The organism is Agromyces sp. NBRC 114283 (assembly GCF_030268405.1).
Lineage (GTDB): Bacteria > Actinomycetota > Actinomycetes > Actinomycetales > Microbacteriaceae > Agromyces > Agromyces mediolanus.
In genome coordinates, this window is the sequence record NZ_BSQP01000001.1 from 3,573,570 (window position 1) to 3,591,512 (window position 17,943).

19 protein-coding genes are annotated in these 17,943 nt (G+C 74.1%); 7 read left to right on the forward strand and 12 right to left on the reverse strand.

What is annotated here, in order from left to right; translation table 11 throughout:
• Positions 1-3: 3 nt before the first annotated feature.
• A complete protein-coding gene (locus QSJ60_RS17115; protein ID WP_285464775.1) occupies positions 4-1,473 on the forward strand; it encodes a flavin monoamine oxidase family protein in 1,470 nt (489 codons plus the stop codon).
• Here the strand turns inward: QSJ60_RS17115 and QSJ60_RS17120 are convergent.
• From QSJ60_RS17120 to QSJ60_RS17150, 7 genes are all read right to left on the reverse strand, one after another.
• Positions 1,370-2,158, reverse strand: coding sequence for a Pr6Pr family membrane protein (locus QSJ60_RS17120; protein WP_230768078.1), 789 nt, complete (start codon positions 2,156-2,158; stop codon positions 1,370-1,372). The genes QSJ60_RS17115 and QSJ60_RS17120 overlap by 104 nt on opposite strands.
• 31 nt (positions 2,159-2,189) lie before the next feature.
• The gene (locus tag QSJ60_RS17125; RefSeq protein WP_285464777.1) at positions 2,190-3,008 is read right to left on the reverse strand and encodes an amino acid ABC transporter ATP-binding protein; all 819 of its coding nucleotides are present in this window, start codon (positions 3,006-3,008) and stop codon (positions 2,190-2,192) included.
• Positions 2,995-3,660 (reverse strand): amino acid ABC transporter permease, encoded by a 666-nt coding sequence (locus tag QSJ60_RS17130; RefSeq protein ID WP_230768080.1) that lies wholly within the window; start codon positions 3,658-3,660, stop codon positions 2,995-2,997. The genes QSJ60_RS17125 and QSJ60_RS17130 overlap by 14 nt, the downstream gene beginning before the upstream one ends.
• 13 nt (positions 3,661-3,673) lie before the next feature.
• Positions 3,674-4,495, reverse strand: coding sequence for an amino acid ABC transporter substrate-binding protein (locus tag QSJ60_RS17135; RefSeq protein ID WP_189085648.1), 822 nt, complete (start codon positions 4,493-4,495; stop codon positions 3,674-3,676).
• 123 nt (positions 4,496-4,618) lie between these two features.
• The gene (locus tag QSJ60_RS17140) at positions 4,619-6,067 is read right to left on the reverse strand and encodes an aldehyde dehydrogenase (NADP(+)) (protein WP_285464780.1); all 1,449 of its coding nucleotides are present in this window, start codon (positions 6,065-6,067) and stop codon (positions 4,619-4,621) included.
• A 14-nt stretch (positions 6,068-6,081) separates the two neighbouring features.
• Positions 6,082-7,290 (reverse strand): acyl-CoA dehydrogenase family protein, encoded by a 1,209-nt coding sequence (locus tag QSJ60_RS17145; RefSeq protein WP_285464782.1) that lies wholly within the window; start codon positions 7,288-7,290, stop codon positions 6,082-6,084.
• Positions 7,287-8,453: a CaiB/BaiF CoA transferase family protein gene (locus QSJ60_RS17150; protein ID WP_285464784.1), complete on the reverse strand. Its 1,167-nt coding sequence runs from the start codon at positions 8,451-8,453 to the stop codon at positions 7,287-7,289. The genes QSJ60_RS17145 and QSJ60_RS17150 overlap by 4 nt, the downstream gene beginning before the upstream one ends.
• A gap of 85 nt (positions 8,454-8,538) precedes the next feature.
• Between QSJ60_RS17150 and QSJ60_RS17155 the strand changes: the two genes are divergently transcribed.
• Together QSJ60_RS17155 and QSJ60_RS17160 are read left to right on the forward strand one after the other, a co-directional pair.
• The gene (locus tag QSJ60_RS17155) at positions 8,539-9,285 is read left to right on the forward strand and encodes a FadR/GntR family transcriptional regulator (RefSeq protein WP_229781721.1); all 747 of its coding nucleotides are present in this window, start codon (positions 8,539-8,541) and stop codon (positions 9,283-9,285) included.
• Complete coding sequence (locus QSJ60_RS17160) at positions 9,278-10,000, forward strand: PDC sensor domain-containing protein (protein ID WP_285464787.1); 723 nt, start codon at positions 9,278-9,280, stop codon at positions 9,998-10,000. The genes QSJ60_RS17155 and QSJ60_RS17160 overlap by 8 nt, the downstream gene beginning before the upstream one ends.
• Positions 10,001-10,025: 25 nt before the next feature.
• Here QSJ60_RS17160 and QSJ60_RS17165 read toward each other — a convergent pair whose 3' ends face one another.
• Both QSJ60_RS17165 and QSJ60_RS17170 read right to left on the reverse strand, forming a co-directional pair.
• Complete coding sequence (locus QSJ60_RS17165) at positions 10,026-10,424, reverse strand: TA system VapC family ribonuclease toxin (protein ID WP_230768091.1); 399 nt, start codon at positions 10,422-10,424, stop codon at positions 10,026-10,028.
• Positions 10,421-10,651, reverse strand: a complete 231-nt coding sequence (locus tag QSJ60_RS17170) for a hypothetical protein (protein ID WP_230768092.1) — start codon at positions 10,649-10,651, stop codon at positions 10,421-10,423. Before QSJ60_RS17170 ends, QSJ60_RS17165 begins: the two co-directional genes overlap by 4 nt.
• Positions 10,652-10,832: 181 nt before the next feature.
• On the opposite strand from QSJ60_RS17170, the gene QSJ60_RS17175 reads away from it, so the two are divergent.
• A complete protein-coding gene (locus tag QSJ60_RS17175) occupies positions 10,833-12,197 on the forward strand; it encodes an NAD-dependent succinate-semialdehyde dehydrogenase (protein WP_230768093.1) in 1,365 nt (454 codons plus the stop codon).
• A gap of 73 nt (positions 12,198-12,270) precedes the next feature.
• Here QSJ60_RS17175 and QSJ60_RS17180 read toward each other — a convergent pair whose 3' ends face one another.
• From QSJ60_RS17180 to QSJ60_RS17190, 3 genes are read right to left on the reverse strand one after another with little or no spacing between them, the layout of a single operon-like run.
• Positions 12,271-12,630 (reverse strand): iron chaperone, encoded by a 360-nt coding sequence (locus QSJ60_RS17180; protein ID WP_285464789.1) that lies wholly within the window; start codon positions 12,628-12,630, stop codon positions 12,271-12,273.
• Between the two features lie 31 nt (positions 12,631-12,661).
• Positions 12,662-13,276 carry a bifunctional 4-hydroxy-2-oxoglutarate aldolase/2-dehydro-3-deoxy-phosphogluconate aldolase gene (locus tag QSJ60_RS17185; protein ID WP_230768095.1) on the reverse strand — a complete coding sequence of 205 codons (615 nt, stop codon included), beginning with the start codon at positions 13,274-13,276 and terminating at the stop codon, positions 12,662-12,664.
• Positions 13,273-14,178 (reverse strand): sugar kinase, encoded by a 906-nt coding sequence (locus tag QSJ60_RS17190; protein ID WP_285464790.1) that lies wholly within the window; start codon positions 14,176-14,178, stop codon positions 13,273-13,275. The genes QSJ60_RS17185 and QSJ60_RS17190 overlap by 4 nt, the downstream gene beginning before the upstream one ends.
• 96 nt (positions 14,179-14,274) lie before the next feature.
• On the opposite strand from QSJ60_RS17190, the gene QSJ60_RS17195 reads away from it, so the two are divergent.
• Genes QSJ60_RS17195 through QSJ60_RS17205 form a run of 3 tightly spaced genes read left to right on the forward strand, consistent with a single transcriptional unit; the run spans position 14,275 to position 17,916 of the window.
• Complete coding sequence (locus QSJ60_RS17195; RefSeq protein ID WP_285464791.1) at positions 14,275-15,549, forward strand: alanine racemase; 1,275 nt, start codon at positions 14,275-14,277, stop codon at positions 15,547-15,549.
• Between the two features lie 13 nt (positions 15,550-15,562).
• Positions 15,563-17,185, forward strand: coding sequence for an N-acyl-D-amino-acid deacylase family protein (locus tag QSJ60_RS17200; protein WP_285464793.1), 1,623 nt, complete (start codon positions 15,563-15,565; stop codon positions 17,183-17,185).
• Positions 17,185-17,916 carry an IclR family transcriptional regulator gene (locus tag QSJ60_RS17205; protein ID WP_285464794.1) on the forward strand — a complete coding sequence of 244 codons (732 nt, stop codon included), beginning with the start codon at positions 17,185-17,187 and terminating at the stop codon, positions 17,914-17,916. Before QSJ60_RS17200 ends, QSJ60_RS17205 begins: the two co-directional genes overlap by 1 nt.
• Positions 17,917-17,943: the final 27 nt, after the last annotated feature.

Here is a 17,943-nt window from a genome sequence, read left to right on the forward strand (position 1 = left end):
GGCATGCGGGAGCGGGCTGACGGAGGCGGCATGAGCCGCCGGGCGCTCCTGGCCGCCGGGCTGGCGGGGGCCGCCTCGCTCGCGCTCGCGAGCTGCACGGCGGGCCCGAAGCCGACCCCGAGCGGCTCTCCCGCGCCGAGCCCGAGCCTGTCCCCCACCCCGACGCCGAGCGCCCCAGCCGGCATCCCGCTGCCGAGCGCCATGCGCCGCTCCTCCTGGGCGGCCGACCCCTTCGCCCGCGGCGCCTTCGGCTTCCAGGCCGTCGGCACGACGCCCGAGCTGCGCGAGGCGCTCGCCGAACCGGTCGCCGACCGGGTCTGGTTCGCCGGCGAGGCCTGCTCCGTCGACGCGCCCGGTACCCTGCAAGGCGCGCTCTCCTCGGGTCGGCTCGCCGCCCGCTCGCTCGTCGAACGCGCGGAGCCCGGCGAGCGCGTCGCCGTCGTCGGGGCCGGTCTCGCGGGCCTCGCCGCGGCCCGGGTGCTGCAGGACGAGGGCTTCGAGGTCATCGTCGTCGAGGCGCGCACGCGCATCGGCGGGCGCATCGACTCGGTGGAGGATGCCGCGTTCGGCCGTCCCGTCGAGCTCGGCCCGCTCTTCGTGGACGACGACGAGGAGCTCACCGCCCTGCTGGCGGCCAGCGACGTCGCGACGGAGCCCTTCTCGAGCAGCACCCGGACCCGCGCCGCCGACGGCACCGTGCTCGAGGTGCCGGACACCGGCCCCGACGCCCTCGCCCGTGCGCACGAATGGGCCCTCGCGCAGGACGTCGACCGCTCCCTCGCCGACGCGCTCCGCGCGAGCGGTGCGAACGAGTTGCCGCCGGAGGGCCTCGCCTGGCTGCAGCACTCGATCCGCACCGGGGTCGAACCGCTCACCGGCGCCGGCACCACCCTCGTGTCGGGGCGGGCCGACCTCGCGGGGCTCGCCGAGACCTCCCGCCGCCTCGTCACCGGTCGGCTCGCCGACGTCACCGACCGGCTCGCCGACGGCCTCGACGTCGCCGCGGGCAGCGCGGTCACCCGGGTGACGATCACCGATCGGCGAGTCGGCCTGCGCCTCGACTCCGGCGAGTCCGTCGCCGCCGACCGCGCGATCGTCGCCGTGCCGCTCGGGGTGCTGCAGTCCGACGCCTTCGCCTTCGAACCGGCGCTGCCCGCCGCGCATCAGGAGGCGATCGACGTGCTCCGCACGGGGGCCCTCGACTTGGTCTGGCTCCGCTTCGAGGAGGCGTTCTGGCGCGACCCCACCCCCGCAGGGGGCGAGACGTCCGCCGACGCGCAGGCGGGGATGCCGCAGCTGCTCACCGTCGAGACCCCCTCGCACGTCGCCGGCTGGATCGACCTCGGCGGAGACCCGGTGCTCGTCGGCGTCATCGCGGCGTCGCAGGCACGGCTGCTCGACCGGCTCGACGATCAGACGTTCCAGAACGCCGTGCTCGTCGATCTCGCGCCGTACGCCACAGTCCGCGGTTGAGCGCGACGAGCCCGGCCGTCACGCTCACGAAGATCACGAGCACGACGGCGCAGTAGAGCGCCACGCCCCACGGGCCGCCGACCTGCGTCTCGTCGAGGAAGAAGTACGGGTACCAGCCGACGTCGGCGCCGCGCACGAGGGTGTAGCCGAGCCAGAGCACCGGGTAGACGAGCACCCAGCCGAGCGTCGACCACGGCACGCGCGGGTTCACCGCGAGGGCGGCGTCCACCGTCCAGGCGACGAGCGCGAGCGCCGGCACGACGAAGTGCAGCAGCGTGTCCGACCAGGGCACCTCGATGCGGTAGTCCCGGGTCGAGGCGTTCGCCACGATGAGGGCGAAGACGATGCCCGAGATCACGACGTACACGGTCACGATCGTGCGGAGCGTGCCGAGCCAGCGGGGGTCGCGCGGCGCGAGCAGGGCGTAGCCGCCCGCGAGCACGAGCGTCGCGACCGCCGCGAACGCCGACTGCACGGTGAAGTAGCTGAAGAAGTTCGCGGTCGCGAAGGCGCGGAAGCCGAGCACGTAGACGAAGTTGCCGATGAGGGCGACGACCTCGAGCACGGCGATGCCGAGCCGGAACCAGCCGAGCGCGCGTCGCTGCCGACCGGTGGCCAGCCGCCGCGCCCGGGTGAACGCCCGCGCCCGGGCCGGCGACGCGAGGCCGTCGGTGCGCGGAGTCATCCTTCAACGCTACCGTCGGGGGCCGCGCCGCTCAGTCGAGCGGGCGCAGGATGCGGTCGAGGAAGCGGCGGGTGCGCTCCTCGCGCGGCGCGGTGAAGAGCTCCTGCGGCGCGCCGCGCTCGACGACGACGCCGCCGTCGAGGAACAGCACCTCGTCGGCGGCCTGTCTGGCGAAGGCGAGCTCGTGGGTGACGACGACCATGGTCCAGCCCTCGCGGGCGAGCTCGGCGATCACCTGCAGCACCTCGCCGACGAGCTCGGGGTCGAGGGCGCTCGTCGGCTCGTCGAAGAGCAGCAGATCGGGCTTCAGCGCGAGCGCCCGCACGATGCCGACCCGCTGCTGCTGCCCGCCGGACAGCTCGAAGGGGTACGCGTCGCGCTTCTCGGCGAGGCCGACCCGTTCGAGCAGCGCCGTCGCCTCGGCGACCGCCCGGGCCTTCGGCACGCGCTGCACCTGCACCGGGCCCTCGATGACGTTCTCGAGCACCGTGAGGTGCGGGAACAGATTGTGGTGCTGGAACACCATCGCCGAACGGTCGCGCAGGGCGAGCCGCTGCTGCTTCGCCGCCTTCGCGGGGCGGAGCGCCTGCGCCGCGAAGTCGATCACGGGCCCGCCGTCGAAGTCGAGCACGCCCGCGTCGGGGGTTTCGAGCCCGTTCAGCGAGCGCAGCACGGTCGTCTTGCCGGAGCCGCTCGGGCCGATCAGCACGACGACCTCGCCGCGGCGCACCTCGAAGTCGATGCCGCGCAGCACCGCGTTCTCGCCGAAGGCCTTCCGGAGGCCCGTCGCCGTCAGCAGCGGGCGATCAGCGGGCGACGGCTCAGCGGGCACGGGGTCAGTGGGCGACATAGCGATCGAGCCTCCGCTCCAGGGCGCTCTGCCCGCTCGACAGCGCGAGGCAGATGAGCCAGTAGACGAGTGCGGCCTCGAGGTAGAGGAGCATGAACTCCTGGCTGAAGGCCGCGATCTGCTGCGACACCTTGAACAGCTCGGTCACGAGGATGAGCGAGGCGAGCGAGGTGTCCTTCACGAGCGAGATGAACGAGTTCGACAGCGGGGGGACCGAGACCCGGGCCGCCTGCGGCAGGATGATCCGCCGCAGGGTCTTCGCGTGCGACATGCCGATCGTGTAGCCGGCCTCCCACTGCCCCTTCGGCACCGAGAGGATGGCCGCCCGGATGATCTCCGCCGCGTAGCCGCCGACGTTCAGCGAGAACGCCGCGATCGCGCTCGGCCACGGGTCGATGACGACCCCGATCGCCGGCAGACCGTAGAAGATCACGAAGAGCTGCACGAGCAGCGGCGTGCCGCGGATGATCGAGATGTACACCCGGGCGATGCCCGAGACCACCCGGTTCCGCGAGAGCCGCATGAGCGCGACGCCCAGGGCGAGCACGAGTCCGATCGCGAAGGAGGCGAGGGCGAGCGGGATGGTCCCGCTCACCGCGCCCCAGACGATCGGCCAGAAGGAGTCGAGGAAGAGCTGCCAGCCGTCGGCCATAGTCAGGACGGTACTACTGGGAGACGTCCTGGCCGAAGTACTTCTCGCCGATCTTCGCGAGCGTGCCGTCGGCCTGCAGCTTGGCGAGGGCCTCGTCGACGGCCTTCACGAGCGCGGTCTTCTGCTTCGTGAACGCGAAGGCGCTCTCGGCGGGGTCGGTCTCGGCCGCGACCGCGAGCTTCGCGTCGGGGTGCTCCTTGACGTAGTCGAGGTAGGTCAGCTCGTCGTTGACGGTCGCGTCGACGCGGCCCTGCTCGAGCAGCGCGACGGCCTGCGCCCAGCCCTCGACGGACTGCACGTTCGCGCCCGCCTCCTGGGCGAGGGTGTAGAAGTTGCTCGTGAGCGACTGGGCGGTGGTCTTGCCCGCCAGATCGGCGAAGCTCGTGATCGAGGTGTCGCCGTCCTTCACGACCACGACGCTCGGCGAGACGGTGTAGGGGGTCGAGAGCAGGTACTTCTCCTCGCGCTCCGGGTTGATCGAGACCTGGTTCGCGATGACGTCGAAGCGTCCCGCCTCGAGGCCCGCGAAGATCGCGTCCCACTGGGTCTCCTGGAACTCGACCTTCAGGCCGAGCTCCTCGGCGACCGCCTCTGCGACCTCGACGTCGTAGCCGACGAGCTCGCCCGAGCCCTCCTCGTGGAACGTGAACGGCCGGTAGGTGCCCTCGGTCGCGACGGTCAGCGTGCCCGGCTTCAACAGCCCGTACTCGTCGTCCGCGGAGCCGGTCTGGGACGCCGATCCGGCACCGCCGCTCGAGCAGGCGGCGAGGGCGATCACGGCGACGACGGACGCGGCGGCGCCGATGGCGGCGCGGAGACGGCGGGGACTGGGCATCGGTGGTGCTCCGTTTCGGAAGGCCGCGGGTGTGCGGCGCTGGTGGGACGCCCCGTAGTCCAGCACAGGGCGCCGCCTTCCAAAAACCGCGTGACGCCCCGTTGCATTCCCGTCGCGGTCGGGCTAGACCTCGAGCACCCCGTCCACCCGGCGTGGCACGCCCGCCGGGTTGCCGTCGCGGAGTTCGACCGGCAGCACCTGCTGCGGCGCGTCCTGGTACGCGACGGGCGTGAGGAAGCGCCGGATCGCGCTCGCGCCGACCGAGGTGTGCACGGACGCGGTCGAGGCGGGCCATCCGCCGCCGTGGTGCTGCGCCCAGGCGATCGCGACGCCCGTCGGCCAGCCGTTGTAGAGCACGCGGCCGGCGATGCGGGCGAGCGCGGCGCTCGCCCGCGCGACGAGCTCGTCGTCGTCGGATGCCGCGTGCCGCACGGTGCCGGTGAGGCTGCCCTCGAGCGTGGCGAGCGCCCGGTCGAGCTCGCCGCCGGGCGCGGCGTCGTCGTAGCGCACGAGCAGGGTGAGCGGACCGAAGTGCTCCTCCTGGAACGCGGCCGGCTCGGCGAGGAACGCCGCGATGTCGGTGGCGACGACGGTCGGCCGGGACACGCCGGGCTCCGGCGAGGCGCCGCCGTCGACGAGCAGCTCGACGTCGTCGCGCGCGGCGATCCCGCTCGCCCCCTCGGCGAACGCGCTCGTCATGCCCTCGGTGAGGAGGCGCTGGCCCGGGGCCTCGGCGGCGGCCGTCGCGAGGGCGGCCTCGAAGCCGGTGCCGCGGGGCACGAACACGAGGCCCGGCTTCGTGCAGTACTGGCCGCCGTCGCGGGTGAACGAGCCCGCGAGGCCGGCGCCGAGCCCGGCCGCGTCCTCGGCGGCGGCCGCCGGGGTCACGACGACCGGGTTGATCGAGCCGAGCTCTCCGTAGAACGGGATCGGCTCCGCTCGGGAAGCGGCGAGGTCGAACAGGGCCCGCCCGCCGCGGGTCGAGCCGGTGAAGCCGACGGCCCGGACGAGTGGATGGCGCACGAGCTCGATGCCGGCATCCATCCCCTCGACGAGCACGAGCGCGTCGGCCGGGCCGCCGGCTGCGGCGAGCGCCTCGCGCGCGATCGCCGCGGTGCGGCGCGAGAGCTCGGGATGCCCCGGGTGCGCCTTCACGACGACGGGGTCGCCGGCGGCGAGCGCCGAGGCGGTGTCGTTGCCGAGCACCGAGAAGGCGAAGGGGAAGTTCGACGCCGCGAACACGGCGACGACCCCGAGCGGCCGCAGCATGCGCCGCAGATCGGGCCGCGGCGGCAGCAGGGAGGCGTCCGGCCGGTCGAGGGTGGCCTCGAGGTAGGAGCCCTCCTCGACGACGCCGGCGAAGAAGCGCAGCTGCGTCGCGGTGCGGGTGACCTCGCCGTCGAGGCGGGCCTCGGAGAGGTGGGTCTCCCGGTTCGCGATCCCGACGAGCTCGGCGCGGTGCGCCTCGAGCGCCTCGGCGATCGCGCGGAGCCAGCCGGCCCGCTCGCCGTGGTCGCTGCGCTCGAGCCCGCTGGCCGCCGCGGCGCGGACGGCCGAGTCGACTGTCGTCATCCCGTCGCCTCCGCTCAGAACGCGTTCAGGCCGGTGAGCGCCCGGCCGAGGATGAGCTGGTGGATCTCGTCGGTGCCCTCGTAGGTGCGCACCGACTCGAGGTTCGCCGCGTGCCGCATGACGGGGAACGCGTTGGTGATGCCGTCGCCGCCGAGGATGGTGCGCGCCTCGTGGGCGATGGCGAGCGCCTCGCGCACGCTGTTCAGCTTGCCGACCGAGATCTGCGCCGGGGTGAGCCGGCCGGCCTCCTTGCGACGGCCGAGGTGCAGGGCGAGCAGCATGCCCTTCTCCACCTCGAGCAGCATGTCGGCGAGCTTCGCCTGGGTGAGCTGGTTGGCGCCGATGGGCTTGCCGAAGACCTCGCGGGTGATCGAGCGGTCGAGGGCGACCTCGAGGCAGGAGCGGGCGGCGCCCATCGCGCCCCACACGATGCCGTAGCGCGCCTCGTTCAGGCAGCCGAAGGGGCCGGACAGTCCCTCGGCGCCCGGGAGGATCGCGTCGGCGGGCAGCCGCACGCCGTCGAGCTCGATGTCGCACTGCACGCTCGCCCGCATCGAGAGCTTGCCGTCGATCGGGGTCGCGGTGAAGCCCGGGGTCGTCGTCGGCACGAGGAAGCCGCGCACCGCCTTGCCGCCCTGGTTTCCCGAGCCCGTCGAGGGGAGCGAGTCGTCCTCCACCCGCGCCCAGACGACGGCGACGTCGGCGAGCGAGGCGAGCCCGATCCAGCGCTTCGCGCCGTCGAGCACCCAGCCGTCCCCGTCGCGGCGGGCGACGGTCGTCATCGCCGCGGGGTCACTGCCGCCCTGCGGCTCGGTGAGCGCGAAGCAGCCGATGAGCTCGCCCTTCGCCATGCCGGGCAGCCACTGCTGCTTCTGCTCCTCGGAGCCGTACTTGTGGATGGCGCTCATCGCGAGCGAGCCCTGCACGGAGACGAAGGTGCGCCAGCCCGAGTCGGCGGCCTCGAGCTCGAGGCAGACGAGGCCGTAGCTCACCGCGCCGGCGCCCGCGCAGCCGTAGCCGCTCAGGTGCATGCCGAGGAAGCCCGCCGCGCCGAGCTCGGGGATGAGCTCCTTGCGGAAGTGCTTCTGCTCGAAGTCGTCCTCGATGATCGGCAGGATGCGGTCCTGCGCGAATGCGCGGGCCCGCTGCTGCCACCCGCGCTCCTCCTCGCTCAGCAGCTCGTCGAAGTCGAAGACCTGGTCGATGCGGGGTGCGGTGGTCATCGGGATTCCTTTCCTTGGCCGGTCGAGGCGTCGTTCCAGTCGGCGCCCGCGTGCTGGTCGAGTGCGGGCGGCGGGGTGCGGTAGGCGGGGGCGGACTCGGAGAGCCCGATGGGGTTCGCGACGGTGCGGCTCTGCGCGATCTCGGCGACGGGCTCGAGCCCGAGGGACTCGGCGAAGGCGATGGCCTCGGCGACGTCGTTCACGAGGCCGGCCGGAACGCCGCGCGCGGCGAAGCGGGCGACCCACGCGGCCGCGGGCGCGGCGGCGAGGGCGGCCTCGAGTTCGGCGCGCAGGTGCTCGCGGTGGGCGACGCGCGCCTCGTTCGTCGCGTAGCGCTCGTCGTCGGCGAGGGCCGGGATGCCGAGCTCGGCCGTGAGCGCACGGAACTGCTTGTCGTTGCCGACGGCGATGACGAGGTCGCGGTCGGCGGCGGGGAACACGGCGTAGGGCGCGATCGAGGGGTGCTGGTTGCCGAGGCGCCGCGGAGCGCGACCCGTCACGAGCGTCGACGCGGCCTGGTTGGTGAGTGCGGCGAGCAGGCTCTGCAGCAGGTTCACCTCGACGAGCTGGCCGCGGCCGGTGCGCTCGCGCTCGCGGAGGGCGAGCAGGATGCCGGCGACCGCGTTCTGGCCGCAGAGCACGTCGACGAGCGCGACGCCCGCCTTCGCGGGCTCGCCCTCGGGCTCCCCCGTGATCGACATCAGACCGCCGACGGCCTGCACGAGGAGGTCGTAGCCGGCGAGCGCGGCGCCCTCGCCGGTGCCGAAGCCCGTGATGGAGCAGTAGACCGCGCGCGGGTTCAGCGCCCGGACCGCGTCGTAGTCGAGACCGAAGCGGGCCATCACGCCGGGGCGGAAGTTCTCGATCACGACGTCGGCGCTCGCGGCGAGGCGCCTGGCCTCGGCGAGGCCGGGCTCGCTCGTGAGGTCGAGCGCGACGGAGCGCTTGTTGCGGTTCACGCTGCCGAAGTAGGTGGCGTTGCCTGCGGCATCGACGGGCGGCTTCCAGTGCCGGGTGTCGTCGCCGGCGGGCGACTCGATCTTGATGACGTCGGCGCCGAAGTCGGCGAGCGTCATGGTCGCGTAGGGGCCGGCGAGCACGCGGGAGAAGTCGGCGACGCGGAGCCCCGCGAGCACGCCCGGCCGCTCGGTCTCACTCGTCATCGCTCGCCTCCATCACCGTCGATCTTCATTCATCCTATAGTGAATCTTTAACTCCTGTGAAAAGCTGTGCGCTATGGGATCGAGGGTGGGCCCGGGAGCGCGCGAGGCCGTGTTCGCGCAGCTGTCGGACGCCGGCCGCGCCGAGCAGGTGGCGCAGCGGCTCACCGACGGCATCGTGCTCGGGGTGCTGCACCCCGGGGAGCGGCTGCCGAGCGAGCCCGAACTCGCCCGCCGCTTCGGCGTCGCGCTCATCACCGTGCGCGAGGGCCTCGGCATCCTCCGCGACGCCGGCCTCGTCGAGACCCGCCGCGGCCGCGAGGGCGGGAGCTTCGTCGTGCACGACGACGCCGAGCACCGTGCGCTGCTCACCGCCCGGCTGCGGGCCCTCGCGCAGGTCGAGCTCAGCGACATGGCCGTCTACTTCGGCGCGATCCTCGCGGGCATCGCCGAGCGCGCCGCCGAGCGCGCCGCCGACGCGGAGGCCGTCCGCCTCGCCGAGTGGCTCGACGCCGCCGACTTCGGCACCGCGGCATCCGCCCGCACGAACCAGGGCGGCTTCTTCCTCGAGCTCGCCGTGCTCAGCCAGTCGGCGCGCCTCGTGCGCGAGCAGATCCGGCTGCAGGCCGACGCCGGGCCGCTGCTCCTGCTCGGCCTCGACGAGGCCGACGAGCGCGCGAACGCCGCCGAGATCGACCGTCGCATCGTCGCAGCCGTCGCCGCGCACCGGCCCGCCGAGGCGCGCGCAGCGGTCGGCGCGCTCGTCGCGAGCCTCGCCGAACGGCTGCTCGCCGCGAAGGCCCGGGTCGAACGAGGGGGTGGCATCGATGACTGAGCACGCGCTGCCCGCCGGCGCCGAGGCGGCCGCCGCGGCCGTGTCCCGACTGTTCACCGGCGTGTTCGAGCAGCTCGCCGCGTGGCGCGCGCCCATCGAGCAGGCGATCGCGCCCGGCGTGAAGCCGCTCGCCCTCGACCAGCTCGTCTCCGAGCTCGTGATCCCCCGGCTCGTCGAGCCCGACGCCCTGCTCGTCGGAGCCGGCTTCATCGCCGACGGCGAGATCGTGCACGGCCGCGACGTGCACTTCGCCTGGTGGCTCGGCCCGCTCGACGACAACCCCGTGCTCGGCTCGACCGACGGCCCGACCCGGCTCGACCTCTCCACCCGGGGGTATACGGAGTACCTCCGCGACTTCCGCGCCCTCGAGTGGTACCGCATCCCCGCGACGACGCGGCACGCGCACGTCACCGGGCCCTTCGTCGACCACCTCTGCACCTGCGACTACATCCTCACGCTGACGATGCCCGCGCACGCCGCCGACGGCGAGCGGATGGTCGGGGTCGTCGGCGCCGACGTCGCCGTGCGCCGGCTCGAGCGGGAGCTGCTCGCCGGCTTCCTCGCGGTCGACGCGCCGCTCGCCCTCGTCAACGCCGACGGTCGCGTCGTGCTCTCGACCGAGCCCTCGCTCCAGGTCGGGCAGCTCGCGAGCTCCTCCGCCGCCGCGCTCGACTGCGCCTCGACGCCGTTCCGCGTGCTCGTCGCCCCGGCCTGAGCGTGCGTGGCTCGGCGCCGCCGGATCAGCGCGGCACGAGCAGGGTGGACTCCGGCAGCGCCGCGTGCAGCGCCTCGTCGAGGGTCGCCAGCCGCCCCCGGTGGTGCCGAGCGAGCGCCGCGAGATAGGCGTCGGTCACCTGGCGATGCCCGATCACGTGCCCGAGCTCGACCTCGGTGTACGACAGCGACTCGGACCAGAGCTCGATGCGGGGATCTTCGTGCAGCGCCAGCAGCATGGCGCGGACAGAGCTCGGCGGCACCCCGAGCCGCACGAGGAACCGCAGCAGCGCGCCCTCGACGATCGGGCAGACCGCGGCCTGCTGGACTCCGGCGAACCAGGCGCTCGCGCGCTCGTGGTGCGCGTGCTCGGCGACGGTGAGCGCGATGAGCACGTTCGCGTCGAGCAGGAAGCGGGTCGTCATTCGTCGTCGAGCGCGTCGGCCACTTCGGCGTCGTCGACGGCTCGGCCGAGGCTCAGCACCGGCAGGCCGGACTGCGGATCGCGGCTGTACTCGACCTCGACCTGCAGGCCGGCGAGCCCCGTCATGGTCAGGTCGGCGATCACCCGGGACATCGACTGGTGCCGTGAGGCGGCGAGCTCGCGCACGCGGTGGTGCACGGCCGGCGGGAGATCGACGGTGGTACGCATGCGACCAGGGTACCGCATCACGAGTGATGCAAAGCTGATGCAGGCTGAATCGCGCCACTTCCAGCTGTGCATCCGCAGAGACCTGCCCAGATCAATCATCCGCTGCTATATCTTTGAAGGACGAGCGTATGCACCGCGGCAGACGGACTCTGGCGTGCGTGCACCCGAGAAGGAGAACCCCATGCCCTATGCCGTGACCAACCCCGCCACCGGCGAGGTCGTCAAGAGCTACGACACGATCACCGACGAGGCGCTGCAGGCCGCGATCGCGAAGGCCACCGAGGCGCACCGCAGCTGGTCGAAGAACTCCACCGTCGCCGAGCGCGCCGCCCTCGTCCGCCGCGTCGCCGAGCTGCACACCGAGCGCATCGACGAGCTCGCCGACATCATCGTCCGCGAGATGGGCAAGCCCCGCGAGCAGGCCGTCGGCGAGGTCGAGTTCTCGGCCGCGATCTACGAGTACTACGCCGACAACGCGGAGTCACTCCTCGCCGATGAGGAGATCGAGCTGCTCGCGGGCGAGGGCTCGGCGCTCATCCGCCGCTCCTCGCTCGGGCCGCTGCTCGGCATCATGCCGTGGAACTTCCCGTACTACCAGGTCGCCCGCTTCGCCGGCCCGAACCTCATCATCGGCAACACCATCCTGCTCAAGCACGCCGAGCAGTGCCCCGAGTCGGCCGCCGCGATCGAGCGCATCTTCCTCGACGCCGGCTTCCCCGAGGGCGCCTACGTCAACATCTACGCCTCGCACGAGCAGATCGAGCAGGTCATCGCCGACCCGCGCGTGCAGGGCGTCTCGCTCACCGGCTCGGAGCGCGCCGGCGCGAAGGTCGCCGAGATCGCCGGCCGCTACCTGAAGAAGGTCGTGCTCGAGCTCGGCGGCTCCGACCCCTTCATCCTGCTCTCGACCGACGACCTCGACGCGACCGTCGAGGCGGCCGTCATGGCCCGCGTCGACAACAACGGCCAGGCCTGCAACGCGGCCAAGCGCTTCATCGTTGCCGACGAGCTCTACGAGCCGTTCCTCGAGAAGTTCACCGCCGCGATGAACGCCGTCGAGGAGGGCGATCCCGCCAAGGACGGCACCGCCCTCGGCCCGCTGTCCTCCGCGAAGGCCGCCGACACGCTCCAGGAGCAGGTCGACCGCGCCGTCGCCCAGGGCGCCACCCTGCACTCGGGCGGCACCCGCAACGACAACTACTACTCGGCCACGATCCTCACCGACGTGAAGCCCGGCTCCGACGCCTTCCACGAGGAGTTCTTCGGCCCGGTCGCGCAGGTGTTCAAGGTCGCCGATGAGGACGCCGCCGTCGAGCTCGCGAACGACACCCCGTTCGGCCTCGGCTCCTACGTCTTCACCACCGACCGCGAGCAGGCCCTCCGCGTCGCCGACAAGATCGAGGCCGGCATGGTCTTCGTGAACGTCGTGGGCGCCGACGGCGCCGAGCTGCCCTTCGGCGGCATCAAGCGCTCGGGCTCGGGCCGCGAGCTCGGCCGCTTCGGCGCCGACGAGTTCGTCAACAAGAAGATGATCCGCATCGGCTGATCCAGCCGCTCGGACGCACGGATGCCGCAGGCGAACGCCTGCGGCTTCCGTCGTCTCCGCGTCTGGACCCGGCTCAGCTCCGGTCGAGCCGTGCGTCGATTTCGGCGATGCGGGCCCGCAGGATGCGGCGCAGCAGCTCGTCGGGCAGCTGGTGCTCGGCGCTGAACTGCACGGTGCCCTTCGACCAGCTGAAGCCCTCGAGCTCGTCGGCGAAGCCGGCGAGCACCGTGCCGCTGAACGGGTAGAAGCCGAGGTGCTGCTTCGCCTGCATCGCCGAGACGAAGCCCTTCCCGCGGTGGAGCAGGGCGGGCATCCCGTAGCTCTCCCCCTCGCTCGCGTCGGGCACGAGCTCGCGGGCGATGCGGATGACCCGTTCGAGCGCGGCCCGCTCGGATCCGCTGCGCTCGTCGAGGTAGTCGGTGACGGTTCCCATGGCGGCATCCTGCCAGCCCGGACCGGCGTTGTCAGCCCCGCCGCAGCAGCTCGGCGAGCCGGGGCAGCTGCGTCTCGTCCTCGAGCGCCGAGCCGACCGCCACCGAGCGCACCCCGGCGGCGAGGAAGTCCCCGGCGTTGCCGGCGTCGAGGCCGCCCGTCGCGACGAAGCGCACCTCGGGGAACGGGCCGCGCATCGCCCGGAACCAGCCCGGCCCGAGCGAGGCGGCGGGGAAAGCCTTGAGCCAGCTGAGCCCGAGCGCCGCGGCCCGCTGCACCTCGGTGGCCGTCGCGACGCCGGGCAGGGGCGGCAGCCCGGCCGCCGCCGAGGCCCGCACCACGGCCTCGTCGAGGCCGGGGCTCACGGTGAACGCGGCGCCCGCACGGGCGGCGACCCCGACCTGCTCGACCGTCACGACGGTGCCGGCGCCGACCACGCGGCCGCGCTCCCGGGCCGCCGCCGCGACGACGCTGAGCGCCTCCACGTCGTCGTCCGACTGGATCGGCAGCTCGACCGCGTCGATCCCGAGGCCCCAGGCCCGCTCAGCGAGCTCCAGGCTGCGTCGAGCGCCGAGCCCCCGGAAGATCGCCATGACCGGCGCACCTCCGAGCAGCTCGGCGAACTCGGCGTTCTCGATCCGGGTCATCCCTCATTCCCTTCCTCGCGGGGCACGTCGCTCGTGCCCGCGATGGTCAGCACGGCGCGCGCGTGGCCGGCGGAGAGCCGCGCCTCGGCGTCCGCGCCGTCGAGCCAGGCGGCGATCCAGCCCGCGGCGAACGCGTCGCCCGCGCCCACCACCTCGACGGCCGTCGTCGGCGTCGCCGGCACGTGGGCGGCGGGCGCGCCGTGGGAGAACTCCGTCGCGCCGACCGCGCCGTCCTTGACGATCAGCTGCGCCGGCTCCGGCAGCAGCTCGCGCACCGATTCGGCGGTGCTCGTGCCCCAGAGCCCCTCCGCCTCGTCGAGGCCGACGAAGACGACACGGGCGCGGCGGGCGAGTCCGAGCAGCCGTTCGGCCGCGGCCGCCCGCGACGGCCACAGCGCCGGCCGGTGGTTCACGTCGAAGCTCACCGGCACCGCCGCCGCAGCCGCGGCGTCGAAGAGCGCGTCGACGAGCTCCTCGCAGCTCGCCGAGAGGGCGGGGGTGATGCCGCTCAGGTGCAGGAGGCGCGCGCCGGCCACGGGCAGCCCGGCCACGGTGTCCGCGCCGAGCCTGGACGCCGCGGAGCCGGCGCGGTAGTAGTGCACCCCGTCGCCGGGGTTCTTGAAGTAGACGCCCGTCGGCGACCCGGGGTCGCGGCCGGCCCAGCTCGTGTCCACGCCGAGCGCGTCGAGCTGGGCGAGCAGTCGGCGGCCGAGGGGGTCGTCGCCGACCGCGCCGGCCCAGGCCGCGCGGCGCCCGAGCGCGGCGAGATGCGCCGCGACGTTGGACTCCGCCCCGCCCGGTTCGACGCGGAAGTCGACGGCGGACTCGAGTGGCTCGGCGCGGGCGGGCACGACGAGCGCCATCGTCTCGCCGACGGTCAGGACTTCAGGGAAGGGCGGCACGGCCCCTATGCTGACTTCTGTGCAGTTGCCGCGCAAGCGCGTTGCAGTATTTGCACACCGCCGCACGACCGATCACGCCGCACTGCGAGGAGACGCATGACGCTCGCGCTCGACCGACTGCACGACGAGCTGCTGACGCCCGCCGACACCGGGCTGCCGGCCCGCGCGGTCGGGCTCACCGCCCGGGCGTTCCTCGCCACCGAGCCGACGCTCGACGAGTTCTGGACCCCCCTCACGGTGCTCGATCGGGCGGCCCTCGAGCACAACGCCACCACCGTGCAGCGCTGGGCGAGCGAGGCCGGGCTCGAGCTCATGCCGCACGGCAAGACCACGATGGCCCCGCAGCTCTGGGCGCTGCAGCTCGACCGCGGCGCGAGCGGGCTCACCCTGGCGACCCCCGGCCAACTGCGCACCGCGCGCGCCTTCGGCGCCGACCGGCTCATGCTCGCGAACGCGCTCGTCGCCCCGGCGGCCCTCGCCTGGCTCGCGGGCGAGCTCGCCGACCCCGGCTTCCGCTTCCACTGCTGGGTCGACTCCATCGAGACCGTCGAGGCGATGGAACGCGGGCTGGCCCCGCTGCCGCCGCTCCCCCGCCCGATCGAGGTGCTCGTCGAGCTCGGCGGCGCCGGGGGCCGCACGGGCGCCCGATCCGTCGTCGACGCCCTCGCGCTCGCGCGCCGCGTGGCCGCCTCCCCCGTGCTGCGCCTCGCCGGGGTCGCCGGCTACGAGGGCGCGCTCGCCCACGACCGCAGCGCTGCCGGGCTCGACGCCGTGCGCGGCTACCTCGAGGCGATGCTCGAACTGCGCGACGGGCTCGCCGAACTCGTCGACGATGCGGCACCGCTCATCGTCACGGCGGGCGGCAGCGCCTACCCCGACCTCGTCGCCGAGGTCTTCGCCCCCGCGATCGCCGCGGCGACGGCGTCGGCCCGGCCCGGGCGCTGGGTCCTCCGCTCGGGCGCCTCCCTCGTGCACGACGACGGCTTCTACCACGGCATCTCCCCGCTCGACGCGGAGCTGCGGCCCGCGATGCGCGGCTACGCTCGCGTCGTCTCGCACCCCGAGCCCGGGCTCGCCCTGCTCGACGGCGGCCGGCGCGACTTCCCCTTCGACGAGGGCCTGCCGCGCCCGCTCGCCGTCTCCGCCGAGCTCGGCGACGCAGCGACCCGCCCGCTGCCCGGCGCCGAGATCACGGCGGTGAACGACCAGCACGCCTTCCTCAGCGGCGAGGCGCTGCCCGTGGGCGTCGGCGAGGTCGTCGCGCTCGGCCTCTCGCACCCCTGCACGGCGTTCGACAAGCGCCGCTGGCTGCCCGTCGTCGAGCACGCGGGCAGCACCCGCGTGGTCGAGCTCGTCCGGACCTTCTTCTGAGCGGAGCGCGAGCATGACCGACCCCCGAGCCGCCCAAGCGCGCACCGTCCTGCAGGACGTCCGGCTCGACCCCGCGGCCGAGCCCGTCGACCTCGTCGTCGACGGCGAGCACATCGCCGCGGTCCGACCCTGCAGCGACCGCGACGCATCCGGGGCGCGATCGGCCGAGCACTCCATCGCGGGCGAGGGCCGGCTCGTGCTCCCCGGCTTCGTCGACGTCCACTCGCACGCCGACGCCCGCGTCTTCGACCCCGAGGTGCAGCTCGCCCTGCTCCGCCAGGGCGTCACGAGCGTCATCGGCGGGCAGGACGGCGTCGGGTTCGCGCCGGGCGACGGGCGGTACGGCAGCGAGTACTTCGCCGCCATCAACGGTCGGCACCCGGGCGAGGCGGGCGGCGGCGTCGCGGGGCTCCTCGCGGGCTACGACGACAGCACCCCGCTCAACGTCGGCGTGCTCGTGCCGGCCGGCACCGTGCGCCACGAGGTGCTCGGCCGGTCCAGCGCGCCGGCGACCCCCGAGGCGCTCGCCGCGATGCGCGCGCTCGTCGACGCCGGCCTCGACGAGGGCGCGCTCGGGCTCTCCAGCGGCCTCGATTACGTGCCCGGGATCTTCGCCGACGTCGACGAGCTCGCCGGGCTCGCGGCGGCCCTCGGCGAGCGCGGCGGCGTCTACGTCTCGCACCTCCGCGGCGGCTACGAGGCGAACTCCGCGGCCGGGATCGCCGAACTCGCCGAGATCGGCCGCCGCGCCGGGGCGCCGGTGCACGTCTCGCACTTCCACGCCGAGCCGGCGATCGTGCACGGGCTCATGGCCGAGCTCGCCGAGGCCGGGCTCGAGGCGAGCTTCGACGCGTACCCCTACGGCCGCGGCTGCTCCCTGCTCGCGATGCCGCTGCTGCCGCCGGAGCTCGGCGTGCGGCCCGCCGACGAACTCGTGGCCGAGCTCCGCGACGAGCGGGTGCGCGCGGAGCTGCTGCGCGACTGGTTCCCCGGCATCGCCGACTACCCGAGCCTCGGCCCGGCCTGGCCCGAGATGCTGGTCTTCGGCCACCTCGCGGCACCCGAACTCGACTGGGCGCACGGGCTCACGCTCGCCGAGGCATCCGCGCGCGCCGGGCGGACGCCGGCCGAGTTCGCCCTCGACGCCCTCGCCGCCTGCCGGCTCGAGGTCAACGTCGTGATGGCCGTGCAGCGCGAGCGGACCGCGGCGGAGCTCGCCGGCATCCTCGCCCACCCGCGGGCCATGGGCGGCTCCGACGGCATCTTCGTGGGCCGGCATCCGCACCCGCGAGCGCGCGGCAGCTTCGCCCGCTACCCCCGCGAGCTCGTGCTCGAGCACGGCGTGCTCGACTGGTCCGACCTCGCGGCCTTCGCCTCGACGCGGGCGGTGGAGCGCTTCGGCCTGGGCCGGCGCGGCCGCGTCGAGGCCGGTGCGATCGCCGATCTCGTGCTGCTCGACCCCGCCACGGTGCGCGACACCGCCACCTACGCCGCGCCGCTCAGGCTCGCCGAGGGGATCGAGGACGTGCTCGTCGCGGGCGTCCCGGTGCTCGCGGGCGGCCGGCTCAGCGGCGCGACGCCCGGCCAGGGCCTGCGCCGCGCCGGCTCGCCCGCCGCCGCAGAGAGGAGCCGCTGATGTCGCAGAGCGTGGAGCGGGCCGCCCGCATCATCGACGCCGTCGCCGCATCGCCGCGCACCGTCGCCGAGCTCGCCGAGGCCTTCGAGCTGCACCGCTCGACCATGTTCCGCGAGCTGCAGTCGCTCGAGCAGGTCGGCTGGGTGCGCCGCCGCAGCTCCGGGCGCTACGCGCTCGGGCCGCGGCTCGCCGCGCTCTCCCGCGAGGCGCTGGAGTCCCTCGACCTGCGCGAGGCGGGTGCCGAGCACGTGCGCCGACTGCACCGGCGCACGGGCAACACGGTGCACCTCGCGGCGCTCCTCGACGGCTCGATCGTCTACGTCGACAAGGTCGAGGATGCCTCGGGCGTGCGCATGTACTCCCGGATCGGCAAGGCCGTGATCCCCTACTGCTCGGGCGTCGGCAAGGCCATCCTCGCCGAGCTGCCCGAGACCGAGCGGGACGCCGTGCTCGCCGACGTCGACTGGGCGCCGTTCACCGAGCGCACGATCACGAGCCGCGCCCGCTTCGACGCCGAGCTCGACCGGGTGGCCGCCGCCGGCTACGCCGCCGACGACCGCGAGTTCGAGCCCTTCGTCAACTGCCTCGCCGTGCCGGTGGTGTCGAGCATTGGCGTCGTCGGCGCCGTGTCCGTCACCGCCATCCGCATGGTCGCCGACCTCGACGCGCTGAAACAGCACCTTCCCGCCCTCCGGGCCACGGCGGCGGCGATCGCCGCCGAGCTCGGCTGAGCCCCCATCCGCCCAACCACCCAACCG